This window comes from Paraburkholderia terrae (genome assembly GCF_002902925.1).
In the GTDB taxonomy this organism is placed as follows: domain Bacteria; phylum Pseudomonadota; class Gammaproteobacteria; order Burkholderiales; family Burkholderiaceae; genus Paraburkholderia; species Paraburkholderia terrae.
This window is the reverse complement of sequence record NZ_CP026111.1, coordinates 583,830-602,808: the sequence shown is the minus strand read 5'-3', so window position 1 is coordinate 602,808 and position 18,979 is coordinate 583,830. Positions and strand designations below refer to the sequence as shown.

General features: G+C 63.2%; 18 protein-coding genes. 7 read left to right on the top strand and 11 right to left on the bottom strand.

Features of this window, described 5'->3' with window-relative positions; genetic code table 11:
* Positions 1 to 109 precede the first annotated feature (109 nt).
* Positions 110 to 952, bottom strand: a complete 843-nt coding sequence (locus C2L65_RS02705) for a SirB1 family protein (protein ID WP_007578848.1) — start codon at positions 950 to 952, stop codon at positions 110 to 112.
* Positions 953 to 957: 5 nt separating this feature from the next.
* Positions 958 to 2,508 (bottom strand): murein biosynthesis integral membrane protein MurJ, encoded by a 1,551-nt coding sequence (gene murJ / locus C2L65_RS02700; protein WP_042312564.1) that lies wholly within the window; start codon positions 2,506 to 2,508, stop codon positions 958 to 960.
* Between the two features lie 493 nt (positions 2,509 to 3,001).
* Between murJ and rpsT the strand changes: the two genes are divergently transcribed.
* Positions 3,002 to 3,280 (top strand): 30S ribosomal protein S20, encoded by a 279-nt coding sequence (gene rpsT / locus C2L65_RS02695; RefSeq protein WP_042312567.1) that lies wholly within the window; start codon positions 3,002 to 3,004, stop codon positions 3,278 to 3,280.
* Positions 3,281 to 3,469: 189 nt separating this feature from the next.
* On the opposite strand, the gene C2L65_RS02690 is transcribed toward rpsT, so the two are convergent.
* Complete coding sequence (locus C2L65_RS02690) at positions 3,470 to 3,799, bottom strand: DUF3579 domain-containing protein (protein ID WP_042312569.1); 330 nt, start codon at positions 3,797 to 3,799, stop codon at positions 3,470 to 3,472.
* A 465-nt stretch (positions 3,800 to 4,264) separates the two neighbouring features.
* Here C2L65_RS02690 and argF point away from each other — a divergent pair, with 465 nt between their 5' ends.
* Positions 4,265 to 5,194, top strand: a complete 930-nt coding sequence (gene argF / locus C2L65_RS02685; protein WP_042312571.1) for an ornithine carbamoyltransferase — start codon at positions 4,265 to 4,267, stop codon at positions 5,192 to 5,194.
* 77 nt (positions 5,195 to 5,271) lie between these two features.
* On the opposite strand, the gene murB is transcribed toward argF, so the two are convergent.
* Positions 5,272 to 6,312, bottom strand: a complete 1,041-nt coding sequence (gene murB, locus C2L65_RS02680; RefSeq protein ID WP_042312573.1) for a UDP-N-acetylmuramate dehydrogenase — start codon at positions 6,310 to 6,312, stop codon at positions 5,272 to 5,274.
* A 168-nt stretch (positions 6,313 to 6,480) separates the two neighbouring features.
* Here murB and C2L65_RS02675 point away from each other — a divergent pair, with 168 nt between their 5' ends.
* A complete protein-coding gene (locus C2L65_RS02675; RefSeq protein WP_007578861.1) occupies positions 6,481 to 6,966 on the top strand; it encodes a YajQ family cyclic di-GMP-binding protein in 486 nt (161 codons plus the stop codon).
* Between the two features lie 86 nt (positions 6,967 to 7,052).
* Here C2L65_RS02675 and plsY read toward each other — a convergent pair whose 3' ends face one another.
* Both plsY and ybaK read right to left on the bottom strand, forming a co-directional pair.
* A complete protein-coding gene (gene plsY / locus C2L65_RS02670) occupies positions 7,053 to 7,694 on the bottom strand; it encodes a glycerol-3-phosphate 1-O-acyltransferase PlsY (protein WP_042312575.1) in 642 nt (213 codons plus the stop codon).
* Between the two features lie 143 nt (positions 7,695 to 7,837).
* On the bottom strand, positions 7,838 to 8,329 hold the full coding sequence (gene ybaK, locus C2L65_RS02665; RefSeq protein ID WP_042312649.1) for a Cys-tRNA(Pro) deacylase: 492 nt from the start codon (positions 8,327 to 8,329) through the stop codon (positions 7,838 to 7,840).
* Positions 8,330 to 8,527: 198 nt separating this feature from the next.
* On the opposite strand from ybaK, the gene C2L65_RS02660 reads away from it, so the two are divergent.
* Positions 8,528 to 10,099: a class I adenylate-forming enzyme family protein gene (locus C2L65_RS02660; protein ID WP_042312578.1), complete on the top strand. Its 1,572-nt coding sequence runs from the start codon at positions 8,528 to 8,530 to the stop codon at positions 10,097 to 10,099.
* 24 nt (positions 10,100 to 10,123) lie between these two features.
* On the opposite strand, the gene xerD is transcribed toward C2L65_RS02660, so the two are convergent.
* From xerD to queG, 3 genes are read right to left on the bottom strand one after another with little or no spacing between them, the layout of a single operon-like run.
* Positions 10,124 to 11,059 (bottom strand): site-specific tyrosine recombinase XerD, encoded by a 936-nt coding sequence (gene xerD, locus C2L65_RS02655; protein WP_042312581.1) that lies wholly within the window; start codon positions 11,057 to 11,059, stop codon positions 10,124 to 10,126.
* On the bottom strand, positions 11,056 to 11,526 hold the full coding sequence (locus C2L65_RS02650; RefSeq protein WP_042312584.1) for a methylated-DNA--[protein]-cysteine S-methyltransferase: 471 nt from the start codon (positions 11,524 to 11,526) through the stop codon (positions 11,056 to 11,058). The genes xerD and C2L65_RS02650 overlap by 4 nt, the downstream gene beginning before the upstream one ends.
* A 33-nt stretch (positions 11,527 to 11,559) precedes the next feature.
* On the bottom strand, positions 11,560 to 12,792 hold the full coding sequence (gene queG / locus C2L65_RS02645; RefSeq protein WP_427910148.1) for a tRNA epoxyqueuosine(34) reductase QueG: 1,233 nt from the start codon (positions 12,790 to 12,792) through the stop codon (positions 11,560 to 11,562).
* A gap of 41 nt (positions 12,793 to 12,833) precedes the next feature.
* On the opposite strand from queG, the gene tsaE reads away from it, so the two are divergent.
* Positions 12,834 to 13,388 carry a tRNA (adenosine(37)-N6)-threonylcarbamoyltransferase complex ATPase subunit type 1 TsaE gene (tsaE, locus tag C2L65_RS02640; protein ID WP_042312590.1) on the top strand — a complete coding sequence of 185 codons (555 nt, stop codon included), beginning with the start codon at positions 12,834 to 12,836 and terminating at the stop codon, positions 13,386 to 13,388.
* On the top strand, positions 13,370 to 14,929 hold the full coding sequence (locus C2L65_RS02635) for an N-acetylmuramoyl-L-alanine amidase (protein ID WP_042312592.1): 1,560 nt from the start codon (positions 13,370 to 13,372) through the stop codon (positions 14,927 to 14,929). The genes tsaE and C2L65_RS02635 overlap by 19 nt, the downstream gene beginning before the upstream one ends.
* A 751-nt stretch (positions 14,930 to 15,680) precedes the next feature.
* Here the strand turns inward: C2L65_RS02635 and C2L65_RS02630 are convergent.
* Positions 15,681 to 16,820: an IS481 family transposase gene (locus C2L65_RS02630; RefSeq protein WP_103254506.1), complete on the bottom strand. Its 1,140-nt coding sequence runs from the start codon at positions 16,818 to 16,820 to the stop codon at positions 15,681 to 15,683.
* A gap of 201 nt (positions 16,821 to 17,021) precedes the next feature.
* A complete protein-coding gene (locus C2L65_RS02625) occupies positions 17,022 to 17,903 on the bottom strand; it encodes an EamA family transporter (RefSeq protein ID WP_042316725.1) in 882 nt (293 codons plus the stop codon).
* A 169-nt stretch (positions 17,904 to 18,072) separates the two neighbouring features.
* Here C2L65_RS02625 and C2L65_RS02620 point away from each other — a divergent pair, with 169 nt between their 5' ends.
* Complete coding sequence (locus C2L65_RS02620) at positions 18,073 to 18,954, top strand: pirin family protein (RefSeq protein WP_042316704.1); 882 nt, start codon at positions 18,073 to 18,075, stop codon at positions 18,952 to 18,954.
* The last annotated feature ends 25 nt before the right edge of the window (positions 18,955 to 18,979 follow it).

The window sequence follows — 18,979 nt, the reverse complement described above, 5'->3', positions numbered from 1 at the left end:
TGCCGCGCGTTACGTCGCGTCGCGCGACGGCATGCCGCTGAAATGAAAAACGCCTGCGTATTCAAACTACGCAGGCGTTTTTTGTCTGAAGCAGCCGTTCGAACGCGCGTCAGTCGTGATCGTCGTGTTGCGTGCGCTGCCGCAACTCGTGCAATTGCGATTCGACGACGGTCGCGTCGTCCGCATCCGGGCGGTCGCCGAGATAGCGTTCGAGATCTTCGAGCGCGGGCCGCAGGTAATCGAGCCGCGCATACGCGAAGCCGCGATCGCGCACTTCCTCGATGCTCTCCGGCAGCAGAATCACGAGACGCTGCTGCACGGCAAGCAGCCGCTGCCAGCGCTCGGTTTGCAGATACGTCGCCTTGAGGTTGCGCAGCATGCGCGCGATGATCTCGCGGCGCGTCGCCGGTTGCAGCAGCATGCGCAGCGCGCGGCTCACCGATTCCCCCGCCTTCGCCACATAAGGCTCGAGCATCTCGACCATCTCCGCTTCCGACAGCGGATGACCCGTGGTCGGATCGATCATCGCGTCGCCTTCGGGCAGCGTGATGCGCAGCAGAAAGTGCCCCGGGAACGATACGCCGCGCACGGGGATGTCCACCTGCGACGCCATCTCCAGATACAGCACCGCCAGCGAGATCGGAATGCCACGCCGGCGCTTGAGCACCATGTTCAGATGGCTGTTGTCCGGGTCGTAATAGTCGTTGACGTTCGCCGCGAAACCCAGCTCGCGGAAGAAGTAGCGGTTCAGAATGCCGACGCGTTGCTGGATGTCGGCGTCGTCGGGAATGCGGCGTTTGACGCGCAATGTGAGCTCGTCGATCTCCGCGAGCACCGCTTGCAGATCGAGGTCGGGATAGGCGTCTTGCGCGAGCGAGAGCGCCGCTTCCGTTAGTGGAAGGCCATCGTCCTCGGCGACAAGCGCGCTGAAATAGTCGAGAACCCGGGTCATCGTGATCACTTCGCTCGCCTTCTGAAATACGCGTATTTGAAGCCCATCGCCCAAAGCATACCGAAATATAACGCCGCGAACAGCACGAGGCACGCTGCAAGCAACACCATGCGCCGCACCGGCTCAGCGTGCATGCCTATCCAGTCGAAGCTGATAGCGAACCAGTGCATCACGCCCGCGAGCACCAGGCACGCGCCGACCAGTTGCACGAAAAACACCGACCAGCCCCGTGACGGCATATAGATGCCGCGCCGCCGCAAACCGATGAACAGACACAGCGCGTTGACACAGGCGCCAAGCCCGATCGACAGCGTCAGCCCCGCATGCGAGAAGATCGGCACGAACACGTAGTTGCTCAACTGCGTGACGATCAGCACGCCGACGCCGATCTTCACGGGCGTCTTGATGTCCTGCTTCGCGTAAAAGCCAGGCGCGAGAATCTTGATCAGGATGATGCCGATCAGTCCGATGCCGTATGCCGCCAGCGCGCGCCCCACCATCACGACGGCATTACCGTCGAACTTGCCGTAGTGGAACAGCGTCGCCGTGAGCGGCTCGGCGAAGAAGAACAGCGCGACGGCGCTCGGCGCGGCAAGCAGGAACGTCACGCGCAAGCCCCAGTCGAGCAGCGCTGAGTATTCGTGCGTGTCGGCGTCGACGTGCGCTTTCGACAGGCTCGGCAGCAGGATCGTGCCGAGCGCGACGCCGAGCAGCGCCGTCGGGAATTCCATCAGACGGTCGGCGTAGTTGATCCACGACACGGCGCCCGGCCCGATGTGCGATGCAATGTTCGTGTTGATGATCAGGCTGATCTGCGCGACGGAGACCGCGAACATCGCCGGCAGCATCTTCGCGAGCACGCGTTTGACGCCGCGATGCGCGAGCGCCTTGATCGGATTGAGCCCGATGCGCGGGATCATGTCGATCCGTTTCAGGCCCGGCAACTGCACGACGAACTGCGCGATCCCGCCCGCGATCACCGCCCACGCGAGCGCGTACACGGGCACCTTCATCAGCGGCGCGAAGAACACGGCCGCGATGATGAACGCGACGTTCAGCAGCACGGGCGCGAACGCGGGCAACGAGAAATTCTTGTACGTATTCAGCACGCCCGACGCCAGCGACGTCAGCGAGATGAACACGATGTAAGGGAACATGATCCGCGTCATCGACACGGCGAGCGTGAACGCCTGGCCGTCGCTGCGCAGGCCCGACGCGACCACCAGCACGACCCAGGTCGCGCCCGCCACGCCGAGCAGCGACAGCACGGCGAGCGCCCAGGCGAGCACAGTCGAAGTCGCGTCGACGAGCGCCTTGGTCGCGTCGTGACCTTGCTGGTTCTTGAACTCGGCAAGGATCGGCACGAAGGCCTGGGAGAAGGCGCCTTCCGCGGAAATGCGGCGCAGCAGATTCGGAATGCGGAACGCGACGTAGAATGCGTCGGTGTATTGGCTCGCCCCGAATGCGCGGGCGATCAGGGTCTCGCGGGCCAGTCCGGTCACGCGCGAAAGCAACGTGAAGCCGCTGACCGTCAGCAGGGCACGGAATAGATTCATGGGGCGCTTATTATACGGGTGCGTCCAGGGCGGTCAGCATGTCAGGGGCATGATTCGTGGCAATTCGAAGCGTTTGGGACCGATTTGCGGCAAAGACGTTCGATTTGACGACGAATTTGTGGGGAAATGTCTCGCCCGACGGGTCTCTCGTGTACGCACTGCCTTGCCTTCGCACCGCTGCGCCAACGCAAACGCGCGCCCTCCACGCCGCCTCGGGCGAACTCGCCTCGAAGGTCGGCAAGCCGCGCGGTTGCCACGTGCCTGATTTCGTTGCTATAATCGCCGGTTTCGAAGCTCGCTCAGCCTTTTGCCTCGCCTGCCTTGTTCAAATTCAGGGCAATCCGAGCCGGAAAGAGCGGGATTTCAAGTAGTTCTCAGTCGTTTGTCTATTTTGCGCCCTTGAGCAATCGCTCTCAGGGGTACGATCTAAAAGCAGCGCCTGCCTTCGTATGAAAGCGGGCACTGGAAACAGGAACAGGATAAGGAAACCGTCATGGCTAACTCCGCACAAGCACGCAAGCGCGCCCGTCAAGCCGCCAAGGCTAACTCGCACAACTCGGCGCTGCGCTCGAAGTACCGCACGGCTGTCAAGGCTGTCCGTAAGGCAATCGAAGCCGGCGACGCAGCGCAAGCCGCTGAAATCTTCAAGGCATCGGCAAAGACGCTGGACATCATTGCCGACAAGAAAATTGTTCACAAGAACAAGGCAGCTCGCCATAAGAGCCGCCTCGCTGCAGCCGTCAAGGGTCTGCAAGCGTCCGCAGCGCAGTAAATTTACGAATCCGGTGGCTCGCTCACACGAGCCGCTTCCTGTTTCCGCTGCGTCATGAAAGCCCGCTTTTGCGGGCTTTTTTGTTTTCTGCGCGCAATCTCAGACGCACGCGGACACAAAAAAACCCGCCGATGCGGGTTCCATTGCGTTCACTTTCCCTGCCGATACCGCGAAACGCGGCGCCCAACGCTACTTCGATTTGCGTGCTTCATGCTCCGGTGGAAGTTCGCAAGCCTCGGTGACGAGCAGATCGTTGTCTTTCGCGAAGTTCATCACGAAGTCGAACGCCATCGGCTCGATGTCCCGCAACCGCGAATCCACGATCACAACCTTCACGTCGCCGATCAGCGTAGGGCGAACGTAATGAGAATACTGAAGGCGGGCATTCGGCCCTCTCGCGCCCGGACCGTAACACGACATCACGCCCGCCAGCCGCTCCGACCAGTCGCTTGGACGAAACTTTCGCCCATTTGACGTGATGCCTTGAATGAAAAACTCGGTTGGGGGTGTGTCGGCCATGTACGAAACCCTGAGTGACTGCCCAGCGATCTGCCGGTAAAGAGCCCGCGAAGGATGTTGCCAGAAAACGCTGTCGAAATACGTTTCGCGATCACGCGAACCAGCAGTAAGCCTGTTGTTCGTTTGTCGCGGAAAGCCGGCGAGGGCACCTTGGGCAGCAGCCATGAAGGCACACTGCGCGATGCATACCAAAAGTACGCCAGCGAGTGCGCGAAAGCCGTGTCCTGCAAGCGTGGAGCCTGCCCGCCGGGCTTTGAGAAAACTCCGAGATTATAGCGCAGTGAGGGTTTTTCCGCACCGCACCCAGGCCCCCTGGAACAGTCCTTTGCAGCTTCCGATAAGTGGGACACGCCTTCTGGCTGACTCGTCAAAACATTCAAAATCCTTTATGCTGGACTGAGTTACCACAAACAACGGCGGCCCAGTCCGGCAATTTCGCCCGGCTGAATCCGCCGTATTTGTTTCATGACCGCCAAGAAAATCCGCCACTATCTGCAGTTCAACGATTTCTCGCTGGACGACTACGAGTACGTGCTCGAACGCGCGCGCATCCTGAAGCGCAAGTTCAAGAACTACGAGACGTATCATCCGCTGCACGACCGCACGCTCGCGATGATCTTCGAGAAGAACTCGACGCGTACGCGCCTGTCGTTCGAAGCGGGCATCTTCCAGCTGGGCGGCCACGCCGTCTTCATGAGCACGCGCGACACGCAGCTCGGCCGCGGCGAGCCGATCGAAGACGCGGCGCAGGTCATCTCGCGGATGGTCGACATCATCATGATCCGCACGTTCGGCCAGGACATCATCCAGCGCTTTGCGGAAAATTCGCGCGTGCCCGTCATCAACGGTCTGACGAACGAATATCACCCGTGCCAGGTGCTGGCCGACATCTTCACGTTCTACGAACATCGCGGGCCGATTCGCGGCAAGACGGTCGCGTGGGTCGGCGACGCGAACAACATGCTGTACACGTGGATCGAAGCCGCGCAGATTCTCGGCTTCAAGCTGCGCCTGTCCACGCCGCCGGGCTACAAGCTCGACCGCGCACTGGTCGCAGCTGAAAGTGCGCCGTTCTACGAAGAATTCGACGATCCGAACGAAGCCTGCAAGGGTGCCGACCTCGTCACCACGGACGTCTGGACCAGCATGGGCTTCGAAGCGGAAAACGAGGCACGCAAACAGGCGTTCGCGGACTGGTGCGTCGATGCCGACATGATGTCGCGCGCGAACAAGGACGCCCTCTTCATGCACTGCTTGCCCGCGCATCGCGGCGAGGAAGTGAGCGCGGAGGTGATCGACGGGCCGCAGAGCGTGGTGTGGGACGAAGCGGAAAACCGTCTGCACGTGCAAAAGGCGCTGATGGAATTCCTGCTGCTCGGCAAGCTGAATCACTGAGCTTTCCGACAAGCAGATCAAACGAAAATCGCCGGCTCGAAGCCGGCGATTTTCGTTTCAGGCGCGGCGCAGACCGCTCACAGACAAACCGGCTCCGCCTCCAGCTCGACGCCGAACCGCTGCGCGACATCCTGCTGAATGGCCTTTGCGAGCGCCAGCACCTCTGCCCCGCTCGCGCCGCCGTGATTCACGAGCACCAGCGCCTGCCGCTCATGCACGCCCGCCGCGCCCATCGTTCGGCCTTTCCAGCCGCACCGGTCGATCAGCCAGCCAGCCGCGAGCTTCACGCGCCCATCCGCCTGACGATACGAAACGACCTCCGGCTCCTTCGCGCGCAACGCGTCGAACTGCGCCGCCTCCACGACGGGATTCTTGAAGAAGCTCCCCGCGTTGCCGAGCGCGAGCGGATCGGGCAGCTTCGCGCGCCGCACCGCGACGACGGCATCGAAGATCGCCTGAGGCGACGGCGTCGAATCGCCGAGGCCGACGGCGGCAAGTTCGCGCGCGATGTCCGCGTAACCCGCGCGCGGTACCCACGCCTTCGGCAGCCTGAACGTCACCGACACGATTACGAAGCGCTCCCGCCCTTCCTGTTTGAAGAAGCTGTCGCGATAGCCGAAGCGGCAAGCGTCGGCATCGAGTTCGATGGTTTCGCCCGTCGCCAGCTCGATTGCGCGCAGCGACACGAAGCGCTCGCACATCTCCAGCCCGTACGCGCCGATGTTCTGGATCGGCGCCGCGCCGACCGTGCCCGGAATCAGCGCGAGATTTTCGAGGCCGGGCATGCCCTCTGCGAGGGTCCACGACACGAACTCGTGCCAGTTCTCGCCCGCCGCCGCTTCCACGTACCATGCGTCATCGTCTTCGCGGATCACCTTACGGCCGCGCAAGCCGACCAGAAGCACGATGCCGTCGAAATCGCCCGTCAACACGACGTTGCTGCCGCCACCCAGCACGAGCCGCCGCAAGCCCGCAGCGCGCGGATCGCGCACGGCGGCAAGCAGCTGCGCCTCGCTTTCGATATGGCATGCAAGCCGCGCGCGCACGTCGAAACCGAACGTGTTGTGCGGCTTCAGCGGGAAGTCGGCGATGAACGAAAGGGGATCGGACTGGGACATCAGGCGTTCTGGCAAGCGCTCACGAAACCCGCGTGGCATGAACACGACCCGCGCGAGCCTTGGGCAAATAGGGAAGGCGTCGGTAAAATGACACCGGTCCGTGATTATAGCGAGTGCATCGCGCGCAGCCTTGCGCGCCGCGCGCTTTGAAACAAATGGGAGAAAGCAATGCCATCGTTTGACGTCGTCAGCGAAGCCAACATGATCGAGGTGAAGAACGCCATCGAGCAATCCAACAAGGAAATCTCGACGCGCTTCGACTTCAAGGGCTCGGATGCCCGCGTCGAGCAGAAAGAACGCGAACTGACCGCGTTCGCCGACGATGAATTCAAGCTCGGCCAGGTAAAGGACGTGCTGGTGTCGAAAATGGCCAAACGCAACGTGGACGTGCGCTTCCTCGACTACGGCAAGATTGAGAAGATCGGCGGCGACAAGGTCAAGCAGGTCGTCACCGTGAAGAAGGGCGTGTCCGGCGATCTGGCCAAGAAGATCGTCAGGCTCGTGAAGGACAGCAAGATCAAGGTTCAGGCGAGCATTCAGGGCGACGCAGTGCGCGTGACGGGCACCAAGCGCGACGATCTGCAAAGCGTGATCGCGATGCTGCGCAAGGATGTGACCGACACGCCGCTCGACTTCAACAACTTCCGCGACTGATTCTCGCGCTCAGGTTCTGCCCGTCGTGCAGCGCTGAGGATGACGGGCGGCAGCAAAGCGGCTTCGCCGCCCCGCTCCCTGCGGGCTCAGTGCTTGTTCGAAGCTGCCCGCGCCGCCGCTTCCGCTTTCTTCTTGTCGCCGATGCGGCTCTCCTGCCCGGCGACCAGCTTCGCGATGTTCGCGCGGTGACGCCAGATCAGCAGCGCGCTCATCGCAACGATCGCCACCGCGATCACGTTCGCGCCGAACAGAAAGCCGTCGAACAAAGGCGCGAAGATCGCCGCGCACAGCGCGGCCAGCGACGAATAGCGCGTGAAGAACGCGACGATCAGCCAGGTCGCCAGCGTCGCGATACCGAGGATAGGATTGATCGCAAGCAGCACGCCCGCTGCCGTCGCGACGCCCTTGCCGCCCTTGAAGCGGAAGAAGACGGGATACAGGTGGCCGACGAACACGGCAATTGCGGCAATCGCGACGGACGTGTCGTCGAGCCCGAAGTGCGCCGAGAAATGCCCAGTAAGCCACACGGCGAGCCAGCCTTTGAACGCGTCGCCGAGCAGCGTGAGGATCGCGGCCTTCTTGTTGCCGCTGCGCAGCACGTTGGTCGCGCCGGGGTTCTTCGAGCCGTACGAGCGCGGATCGGCGAGTCCCATCGCGGCGCTGACGACCACGGCAAACGACACCGAGCCGATCAGATAAGCCACGACGGCGACAATCAGGTTTTCCATGTTCAAACTCTTATCAGTGTCGGAAAGCGTACCAGGCGACGCTGGTCTCCATGCGCCACACGCGCAAGACGCGCCGGCGCAACGGCGCACATTCTACCGAACCCTCCAGTTGCTTCCACAGGCCAGTACAACGACAGCGCGCGTCATTCGACGATCGCGCATTGCACCGGCTTCGCAGCCAGCAGCGACGTCACCACGGCGGGCTCGATGCTGACCAGAAAGCCGCGCCGGCCGCCGTTGATGAAAATCCTGTCGAGTTCGAGTATGGTCGATTCGACGTACACGGGCATCGCCTTCTTCGTGCCGAACGGCGACGTGCCGCCGATCATGTACCCCGAATGACGGCTCGCCACTTCCGGCTTGCACGGCTCGACACGCTTCGCGCCGATCTGACGCGCGAGGTTCTTGGTCGACACGGTGCGGTCGCCGTGCATCAGCACGATCAGCGGCTTCGCGCTTTCGTCTTCCATCACCAGCGTCTTGACGACCTGATGCTCGTCGACACCCAACTGCCGCGCCGATTCGGCCGTGCCGCCGTGGTCGACGTAGTCGTACGGATGCTCGCCGAACTCGACCTTGTGGCGACGCAGGAACTGCGTGGCGGGGGTCTCGGAAACGTGTCTGGATTTGCTCATCGGCGCATTGTAATGGCCGCGCGACACGTCGACCATTGGCCGAACGGCCAATTGTGCGTGCTCCGAGGCTATGGCACGATCGTTCGGAACTGTTCTGGCGCAATGGAACGCAACAGCCACTCGCGTCGAGATCGCGTGCTTTGCATGGGACGGGAGTAAGCGCTAAAGCGCTAACTCCCGTCGACAAAGGAGACATCGTTGAATTCAGCCCAGTACTCGCCGGCCGGCGCGCAGCACGTCGATGTTGCGGCGCTTCTCGCCGCGCTCCCCGAACGCATCGCCGATATTCCGGCGCTCATCGCCGCGCGCGCCCCACAGCATCCCGCGTTGATCGAAGACGACCGGCATCTGACGCGCGCGCAACTCGCCGAAGCCGTCGATGCCGTCGCCGCCTTGCTCGCCGCACAAGGCATGCGCGCTGGCGACCGCGTGATGATCGTCGCCGAGAACAGCGTCGTGCAGATCGTACTGCTGTTCGCGGCCGCGAAACTCGATGCATGGGCGCTGGTGTCGAACGCGCGGCTGTCGGCGGCGGAACTCGATACGATCCGTGCGCACGCGCAACCCCGTCTGGTCGCATATGCCGTCGATGCATCGCCCGATGCGCGGCAGCACGCCGAGCGCCACGGCGCCCAGCCGGCCCGCCAGATCGCGGTGGACATCGGCGGATGGTCGTACGCGCTCGACGATAAAGCGCAAGTGGAACCCGTCGAAACCGCCAGCGACCGCCAATGCGCCGCGCTGATCTACACGACGGGCACGACGGGCTCACCCAAAGGCGTGATGCTGTCGCACCGCAATCTGCTGTTCATCGCGGCGATGTCTAGCACGCTGCGGCGCGTCAATGCCGACGACGTCGTCTATGCGGTGCTGCCTGTCTCTCACGTGTACGGCCTGGCGTCGGTGTGTCTCGGCAGCCTGTATGCGGGCGCGACGCTCAGGCTCGCGCCGCGCTTCGTGCCGGATGCCGTGCGCCGCGCGCTCGCCGAAGAACGGGTGTCGATCCTCCAGGGCGTGCCCGCGATGCACGCGAAGCTGCTCGAATACCTGCAGGCGCAACGCTTGCCGTGGTCCGCGCCGCGCCTGCGCTTCGCCTACTCCGGCGGCTCGCCGCTCGACGCCGCATTGAAGTCACGAGTCGAAAGCGTGTATGGCGTCGCGCTGCACAACGGCTATGGGATGACCGAAAGCAGTCCGACCGTTTCCCAAACGATGATCGAAGCGCCCCGAACCGACTGTTCTGTCGGCCAGGCAATTCCTGGCATCGATGTGCGCTTCGTCGGACTGGACGGCGCCGACGTCACGCAAGGCGAAGTCGGCGAACTGTGGGTGCGCGGGCCGAACGTGATGCTCGGCTATTACCGTAATCCGCAGCAGACGCAGGCGGCCGTCACCGTGGACGGCTGGCTCAAGACAGGCGATCTCGCACGCCAGGACGCGGACGGCGCGCTGCATATCGCCGGGCGCAGCAAGGAGCTGATCATCCGCTCGGGCTTCAACGTGTACCCGGCCGAGGTCGAGCACGTGCTGAATGCGCATCCCGATGTCGTGCAGTCGGCGGTGATCGGGCGGGCGGTCGAGGGTAACGAGGAAGTCGTCGCGTTCGTCGAACTGACGGGCGGCGCCAAGGCCACGCCCGCCGATCTCGCCGCATGGTGCGAAGCGCGCCTCGCGCCCTACAAGCGGCCCGCCGAAATCAAGGTGCTCGCGGCATTGCCGGCGGCATCGACGGGCAAGATTCTCAAGCACCGCTTGCGCGATCTCGCCTGAGCCGCGCGCAAACGAGGCAGAAACTCAGCCGCGCGGGTGATGCGCGGCGTGCAGCGTCCTGAGCCGCTCGCGCGCGACGTGCGTGTAGATCTGCGTCGTCGAGATATCGGTGTGGCCGAGCAGCAGCTGTACGACGCGCAGGTCCGCGCCGTGGTTCAGCAGATGCGTCGCGAACGCGTGGCGCAGCGTGTGCGGCGACAGCGGCGCGTGGACATGCGCCGTCATCGCGTGGCGCTTGATGATGTTCCAGAACTGCTGGCGCGTCATGCCTTCGGCACGCGCAGTGACGAATAGCGCGTCGGCGGCACGCTGGCCCAGCAACGCCGGGCGCGACTCGCGCAGATACCGCTCGATCCAGCCATGCGCCTCTTCGCCGAACGGAATCATCCGCTCTTTCGAGCCCTTGCCCATCACGCGCACGACGCCTTCGTTCAGGCCCACTTCCACGGTCTTCAGCGTGACCAGTTCGCTGACCCGCAAGCCGCTTGCGTACATCAGCTCCAGCATCGTGCGATCGCGCAGGCCCAACGGCGTCGTCACGTCGGGCGCGCCGAGCAGCGCTTCGACCTGCGCTTCCGTCAGCGTCGACGGAAAACGCGGCGGCTGTTTGGCCGAGCGGATACGCAATGTCGGGTCTGCCGATGCCCGATGCTCGCGCACGGCCCATGCGTAATAACGTCGAAATACGGAGAGACGCCGGTTCGCCGAGGTCGACTTGTCGGCCGACCGTGCGGCGCTGTATGCCGTCAGATCGGCTTCGCTTGCCGTGTCGAGCGACGTGTCGCGCGCGCTTGCGAGCCATTCGGAGAACAGCCGCAAGTCGCGCCGGTACGCGTCGAGCGTGTTGCGCGCGAGGCCATGTTCGAGCCACAGCGCGTCGCAGAAGGCGTCGATCGACGCGCCGCTCGTCAGCAGCAAAGGCGACGCGGGCTGCGCGTCTCCGGTCAGCACATCAGTCATGCGTAAGGTACGCCCTCGTGTTTGAGTAGCCAGCGTTTGACGTTGCGATAGTAGCCGTCGCCGCCCGTATGCGCAAAGCCGCCGATGCCGCCCGCGCCGACCACGCGGTGACACGGAATCACGATCGGAAAGAAGTTCGATCCGCATGCCTGGCCCACCGCGCGCGGCACGCTGCCGATCTGCTTCGCCAGTTGCCCGTAGGTCATTACGACGCCGGGCGGGATCTCGCTGATCGCTTTCCACACGCGCCGCTGGAACGGCGTACCGACGTCGGCGAGCGGCAGATCGAAGCTGGCCGACGCATGTTGCAGGTACTGTTCGATCTGCTCGACGGCCTGCTTCGCGAGCGCCGAATCCGGCTCGACGTTGGGCACCGAGTCGGGCAGATAGACGATCTCGCGCACCGCCTCTCCTTCCAGGCGCACGCCGATCTTGCCGAACGGTGCATCGATCACTGCGTTGAACATGATGTGTTCACTCCTCTCATTCGAACGGCGCGCTCACGCCGCTTCCAGCGCCCACTCGACATGCTCGCGCACGAGCGGCGAGGGATCGTCGGCACGCTGGCGCAGCGCGTCGACGATGGCCGCGCGGGCATCGGCGGAAAGCGTATCGCGCGCGGCGCGCAGCGCGTTGCCCATGCCGACGGCGAGATTGCGCAGCCAGCACTCGTAGCCGATCCGGCGGATCGCGCTGCCTTGCATGCGCGTGTCGAAGTCGCTGGCGCTCCAGCCGAACAACTCGACCAGCGACGCGCGATCCAGCCCGTGACGCACATCGAAATCGGCGACGGGCGCGGCTTGCGCGAACTTGTTCCACGGACACACGAGCTGGCAATCGTCGCAGCCATACACACGATTGCCGATCAGCGGCCGCAAGTCTTGGGGAATACTGCCCTTCAGTTCGATCGTCAGATAGGAGATGCAGCGCCGCGCATCGACCTGATAAGGCGCGACGATCGCCCCCGTCGGACATGCGCCGATGCAGCGCGTGCAACTGCCGCAATGCGCGCCGGGAGTTTCGGGCGCGCTTTCGGGCGATGTTTCGGCATCTGTCGGCAATGGCACGTCGACGAAGATTTCACCGAGGAAGAACAGCGACCCCGCATCCCGCTGCAGCAGCAGCGTGTGCTTGCCGCGCCAGCCCGTGCCCGCCTTTTGCGCAAGCTCGACTTCGAGCACGGGCGCCGAATCGGTGAACACGCGATAGCCATACGGCCCGATCTCCGCCTCGATCCGCTCGGCCAGTTGCTGCAAGCGGTTGCGCATGACCTTGTGATAGTCGCGGCCCCGCGCGTAGATCGACACGACGGCCGCTGCCGGGTCTTGGAGACGCGCGCGTTCGTCGAGACGCCAATCGTGTTGAACGTCGGCGACGGCACTTTCATCGCCCTTTCGCGCCCCTGAAGAAGCCGGCAAATAAGCCATGCGAACCGAGATCACGCGTCGCGTGCCGGCCACAAGCTCGGCTGGCCGCGCACGTTTCATCCCATGTTTGGCCATATAATCCATCTCGCCGTGGCAACCCGCGTCGAGCCAGGCTGCAAGGCCCGCTTCAGCGTGCGACAGATCGATATCGCTGATGCCGACCGCGCCGAAACCCAGTTCGCGTCCCCAGTCCTTGATACGCGAAGCAAGCGCAGCCAGTTGCGCATCATCATGGCGACGCGTGACGGGTGCTTCATCATTCGTCGTTTCGAGCGGCGAATGGGGATCGCGATGTGGGTCCGACATGGAATGCTGCTGGCCTTGGTTCATTACGTCATTTTACGAGAATGCCCGATCACACCGGTCCCGCAAATCGACCTTCCGCCGCTGTCCTGCTCGAGCGCCAGTTTGCGCTCGCGGACGAAGCCGCGACGATGGCATTCGGCGAGCGCTTCGCGCATGCGATCGACGGCGTGCGCAGCGAAGCCAGCGCGACGGTCCATGACGGATTCAACGGCCTCCAGGTGCAGTTGCACGGCGACCTGGGCGCCGGCAAAACGACACTCGTGCGCGCCACGTTGCGCGCGCTCGGACACGCGGGCCGCGTACGCAGCCCGACCTATACGCTCGTCGAACCTTATGCGGTCGAACGGCCGGATGGGGAACTCGAGCTATATCACTTCGATCTCTACCGTTTCACCGATCCGGCCGAATGGGCCGACGCAGGCTTTCGCGAATACTTCGACAGCGGCGCTATCTGCCTCGTCGAATGGCCGGAACGCGCGGGCAGTCTGCTGGGCGTGCCGGATCTCGTCTTCTCGCTCGACGTCGACGGCGATGGCCGGATGCTGATCGCCCGGGCGTATAGCGAACCAGGAAAGGCATGTCTCGAAAGATGTTGATCAAACCGTTCCGCTCGATCGAATCGGCGGCCACCGCGACGCACAACTGGCGCCGCCGGCAGATTCTTCGCGCGGGCGCTTCCACGCTCGTCCTCGGGCTTGTCGCGCCGCGTCTGGCGTGGGCGCAGTCGGTGCTGGGCGTGCGTGTGTGGCCCGCGCGCGACTACACGCGCGTGACCATCGAGTCCGACCAGCCGCTGCAGAACACGCAGCAGTTGCTGCAAGGGCCCGACCGGCTGGTGGTCGATCTGAACGGTCTCGACCTCGACCAGGCGTTGCGGGACCTCGTCTCGAAGATTGCGCCGAACGATCCGCAGATTCAATCCGTGCGAGTCGGGCAGTATCAGCCGCACGTCGTGCGGATGGTGTTCGACCTCAAGGGCTCGGTGAAGCCGCAGGTGTTCACGCTGCCGCCCGTGGGCACGTACAAGTATCGTCTGGTGTTCGACCTGTATCCCGCCATCGCGCCCGATCCGCTGATGGAACTGCTCGCGCAGTCGGAGCGCAAGCAACAGCAACTGGATGACAACGCCGCGCCGAACACCGCGCCGCCCGCTGCGACGTTGAGCGGCCCGTCCGCGCCGCCCGCCGACAACACCGACGCGTTCTTCGAGAAGTACGCGCAGAACAACGCGCCTTCGTCGCCCTCACCCGCGCCGCGTCCGCCCGTCCATGCAGCGCCGGCGCCCACGCCGCATGTGCCTTCGAAGCCCGCGCCGACGCCTGTCCCGCCCGTCATCGCGCGCAACAACGACGCCGATACGGATAGCGACGGCGACAGCGGCGACGACGCCTACAAGTTCACCAATCCGAAGAAGAGCAGCAACACGGTGCGCCTGCTGACGGTCGCGATCGATCCGGGCCACGGCGGAGAGGACCCGGGTGCGATTGGCGGCAGCGGCACGTATGAGAAGCACGTCGCGCTCGACATCGCGAAGAAGTTACGCGCGAAGATCGATGCGCAACCGAACATGCGCGCGATGATGACGCGCGACGCCGACTTCTTCGTGCCGCTGAACGTGCGTGTGCAGAAGGCGCGGCGAGTCGGCGCGGATCTGTTTGTGTCGATTCACGCGGATGCGTTTACTACGCCGGAGGCGAGTGGCTCGTCGGTGTTCGCGCTGTCGGAGCATGGGGCGTCGAGCGCGGCCGCGCGCTGGATGGCGAACAAGGAGAACTCGTCGGATCAGATTGGCGGTATCAACATCAAGTCCGCCGATGCGAGCGTGAATCGCGCGTTGTTCGATATGTCGACGACGGCGCAGATTCGCGATTCGATGAGGTATGGCAATTTTGTGCTGAAGGAGATTGGCGGGATCAACAGGTTGCATAAGGGGTCTGTTGAGCAGGCTGGCTTTGCCGTGCTGAAGGCGCCTGATATTCCGTCGATTCTTGTTGAGACCGCTTTTATCAGTAACCCGGATGAGGAGCGTCGGCTGAATGATGATGCTTATCGGGAGAAGATGGCTAGCGCGATCATGACCGGGATTAAGCGGTATTTTGCGGCTAATCCGCCGCTGGCTAAGAATCGGATGACTTGATCTGGGTTTTTGGTTTTGTCTGCGACGCTGGGTGGTTTGGTTTGGCTTTGCGATGGCATCCGCGTTTTGCCTTCGTGCTTCAAGCCCCGGTAAGTTTGCCTTTTCGCTGGCATCCGCGTGATGTCTTCGCGCTTCAAGCGTTGCCCCTGTGCGGGGCGGCACCTACTTTTCTTTGCCGCCGCAAAGAAAAGTAGGCAAAAGAAAGCGGCTCACACCGCCAGCTCTTGTTCTTACCCACGGGCCCCCAACGTCCCCACGCTTCACATGACAGTGCCTTGGTCGGTGCTCGTTGCCAACGCTTCGAATGAACGCCTCACCCACTTCAAACACCCGCGCACGTGCGAGCGGCAGCGAATGGTTTCTGCAGCCCAGGTGGCAAACTGTGTGTAGGTTGTCGCGTCGTATAACTTGGCGCTCTTACAGGGTGGGACGTGTGCGCTATCGGTCTGAAGTGAGGCGTGTGGAGCACTTGGGCCGACACACAGTTTGCCACCTGGGCGGCCGTGGAATATCTGGCACGGCGCGCTGTAGTGCAGGAGCGTGAAGCGGGTGAGGCGCACTGCAAGAGCGCTGGCAACGAACTTGAATCGAGAAGTTGCCGCGTGAAGTGAGGGACCGGTTGGGGTCCCTCAGGCGGGAAGAAATGTTGGCGGTGTTAGCCGCTTTCTTTTGCCTACTTTTCTTTGCGGCGGTGTATGGACCGGGGACATGGGTAACGGGTGTGCGGGGACATGGGTAACACCTTGTCCGTTCATTCTGGCTCATCCAGGTTGATGGTTGTCAGTCGGTGATGCATGAAATACACGTCATAGCCGTTCTCGAGACCTGCATGTGGCCGCATGGCAATGGGCATGTTGTGCAGGGCATTTGATACCTTGAAATGTCGTGACCTGAAGCGCACCTCGCCATTGCATCCCACGCGCACAACCGTGTCGTTGCTGCCGTATTCGATAGGCGGCAGTTTCTCGGGATAGGTCCGCGCACTGACGCGATATCGGGTAGCTGGCGTGGCCATGCCCAAGGCCTGATGCGGACGCTGATGGTTATAGACGGTGCGCCATGCATCGAATGCGTTCTGCGCGTTGCGCAGGGTACGGAAGTGCTGGCCATTGAGGACTTCCGCCTTCAAGGTACGGTGAAACCGTTCGTCCTTGCCATTGGTTTGCGGATGCAACGGGCGGCTGTGGGACAGTCGCACGCCCAGACGAACAAGCCAGACTCCCAGCGCGGTAAGCTGTCCCGGCTGGCTTGGACTGCCCCACGGCGAACCGTTGTCCGCGTTGATGCGCGACGGCAGACCGTAGCGACGGAAGGTCTGCCGCAAATGAGTGAGCACGATGCGGGTATCAGTCTTGCCACAGGCATCGAGCACAAGACTAAAGCGTGAATGATCGTCCAGTACCGTCAGCGGCGAGCAGCGTCGACCGTCCTGCAACTCAAACCAGCCCTTGAAATCCATTTGCCAGAGATCGTTGGGCTGCGCGTGCTCGAAACGCTGCCAGGGCGTGGCGGCATCGGAGGCCTCGGGGCTGATCAGGCCGTGACGGTGGAGGATGTCAGTAATGGTGCTGGGCGCGGGCACCCCGACATGGCCCTGATCACGCAGGCGCTGGCCGATCTTGCGCCCACCCCAGGCCGGATGCGCCTGTCGCAGGGCAATGACGTCCTGTTCGAGCTGCGATGCCGTGCGCCCCGGGCTCTGCTGCGGGCGACGCGAACGATCGGCCAGCGCGGCGTCGCCACCCTGCGCGTGACGCGCCAGCCACTTATAACCGGTCTTGGGACTGATCCCGAAGCGCCTGCACAGTGCACGCCGGTTGGCGCCTTCCTGCGAGGCGAGTTCAACGAATTCCAGACGGAGGTTCATGGTGTTTCTCGGGTTCCAGGACATGAGCGGCTCCGGGCGAATGGTTCGCCCAGAGTGTTACCCATGTCCCCGCACACCCGTTACCCATGTCCCCGGTCCATACACGGCGGCAAAGAAAAGTAGGTGCCGCCCCGCACAGGGGCGACGCGTGAAGCACGCTAACGAATCGCGGATGCCAGCGCAAACACCAGCAAACCACCCAGCGTCGCAGACACAAAAAAACCATCACCTCGCGAGAGAAAACCTCTCCACGACCCACCCGCCAAACACATTCACAGCAAGCCCCACCATCACCAAAACCGCACCACCAACCTGCGCACCCGACAACGACTCTCCAAGAAACAGCGACGCCGACGCCAGCCCCACAATCGGCACGAGCAACGAAAACGGCGCAACCTGCCCGGCCGGATATCTCGACAGCAGCCGGCTCCATAGCCCATACCCAACCAGCGTAGCAACAAACGCGAGATAAACGATCGCGAACACGGACGAAGCGCCGATGCCCGTCAGTGCAGCCCCGATCCGCTGCGGCCCCTCGAGCAGATACGACAGCACGAAGAACGGCACAGGCGGAATCAAACTACCCCACACAACGAGGCCCACCAGATCGACCTTACCGACTTTCTTGGTGACGATATTGCCGAGCGCCCACATCACAGCCGCGCACAGCGTGAGAATGAACCCGGCAAGCGTCATCGAGGCTCCGCCCTGCATACCGATCACAGCAAGCCCGATAGCCGCGACAACGAGCCCGAGCACGTTCTGCAAGCGAAACCGCTCATGCAAAAACAACGCGGCAAACAGGAGCGTAAAGAACGCCTGCGCCTGCAGCACCAAAGAAGCAAGGCCAGCCGGCATACCGACATACATCGCCGAAAACAGAAACGCGAACTGCCCGAGCGAGATCGTCGCGCCATAGGCGATGAGCCAGCGCCACGGCATCTGTGGCCGTTTGATAAAGAACACAGCGGGAAAAGCGGCAAGCATGAAGCGCAGCGCGCCGAGCAGCATCGGCGGAACACCATGCAGCCCAACCTTGATAACAACAAAGTTCACGCCCCACGCAACGACGACGACCAGCGCCAGCAGCAGGTCTTTTGGTGACATCTGCATTCCTGTGTTTGCCTGTATCAGAGCATGAGAGTGTAGCCGAGCAGCGGTGGACGCATCGCCTGCTTCGCCCAAGGCGAATATTTCCACGACTCGAGCCCTTCGATACATGCAACGGGGACGGGCAGTAAAATGATCCACCCTGTCCCCACCAACCGAGCCCGTCATGTCCTCATCGATCAAAGCGGTTCTGAAGCCCCACGTCCGCGACATCGGCAATCTGGCCGTGCGGCGCGTGCTGCCCGCGATGGCCGCGCGTCTCGTCGGCCCGTTCATCTTCTTCGACCACATGGGCCCCGCCACGCTGCCTGCCGGCACGGGGCTCGACGTACGCCCGCATCCGCATATCGGACTCGCTACAGTCACCTATCTGTTCGAAGGCGCGATCATGCATCGCGACAGCCTCGGCTCCGAACAGAAGATCGTTCCCGGCGACGTCAACTGGATGACGGCGGGCCGCGGCATCGTTCACTCGGAGCGCACGCCGGAACCCGACCGCACGAATGGCTCGACGGTACACGGCATCCAGACCTGGGTCGCGCTGCCGCTCGCCGACGAAGACGCCGAGCCGTCGTTCGAACATCACGCGGGTGCCACGCTACCGGAAATCGAACGCAACGGCGTCACGCTGCGTATCATCGCGGGCACGTCGTTCGGCCAGACGTCGCCGGCGCGCACGTTCTCCGGCACGCTGTATGCGGCCGCGCATTTCGCACCCGGCAGCGTGCTCGCGCTCGAACCGGAGCACGACGAGCGCGGCGTGTATCTCGTCGACGGCGACCTGTCGCTCGATGGCGAACCGCTCGAAGTCGCGACGATGGCCGTGCTCACGCCCGGCGAAACCGTGACGCTCGCGAGCGCGAAAGGCGCGACGGTGATGCTGCTCGGCGGCGAGAAGCTGGACGGCGAGCGCTTTATCGAATGGAATTTCGTCGCGAGTTCGCGCGAGAAGATCGAGCGGGCAAAGCTCGCGTGGACGAACCAGGAAATGGGCAAGGTGCCCGGCGAGACCGAATGGATCCCGCTGCCCGAGCGCAAGCCGCGCTAGACTGGCAGACATCCGCGGGGAGCGG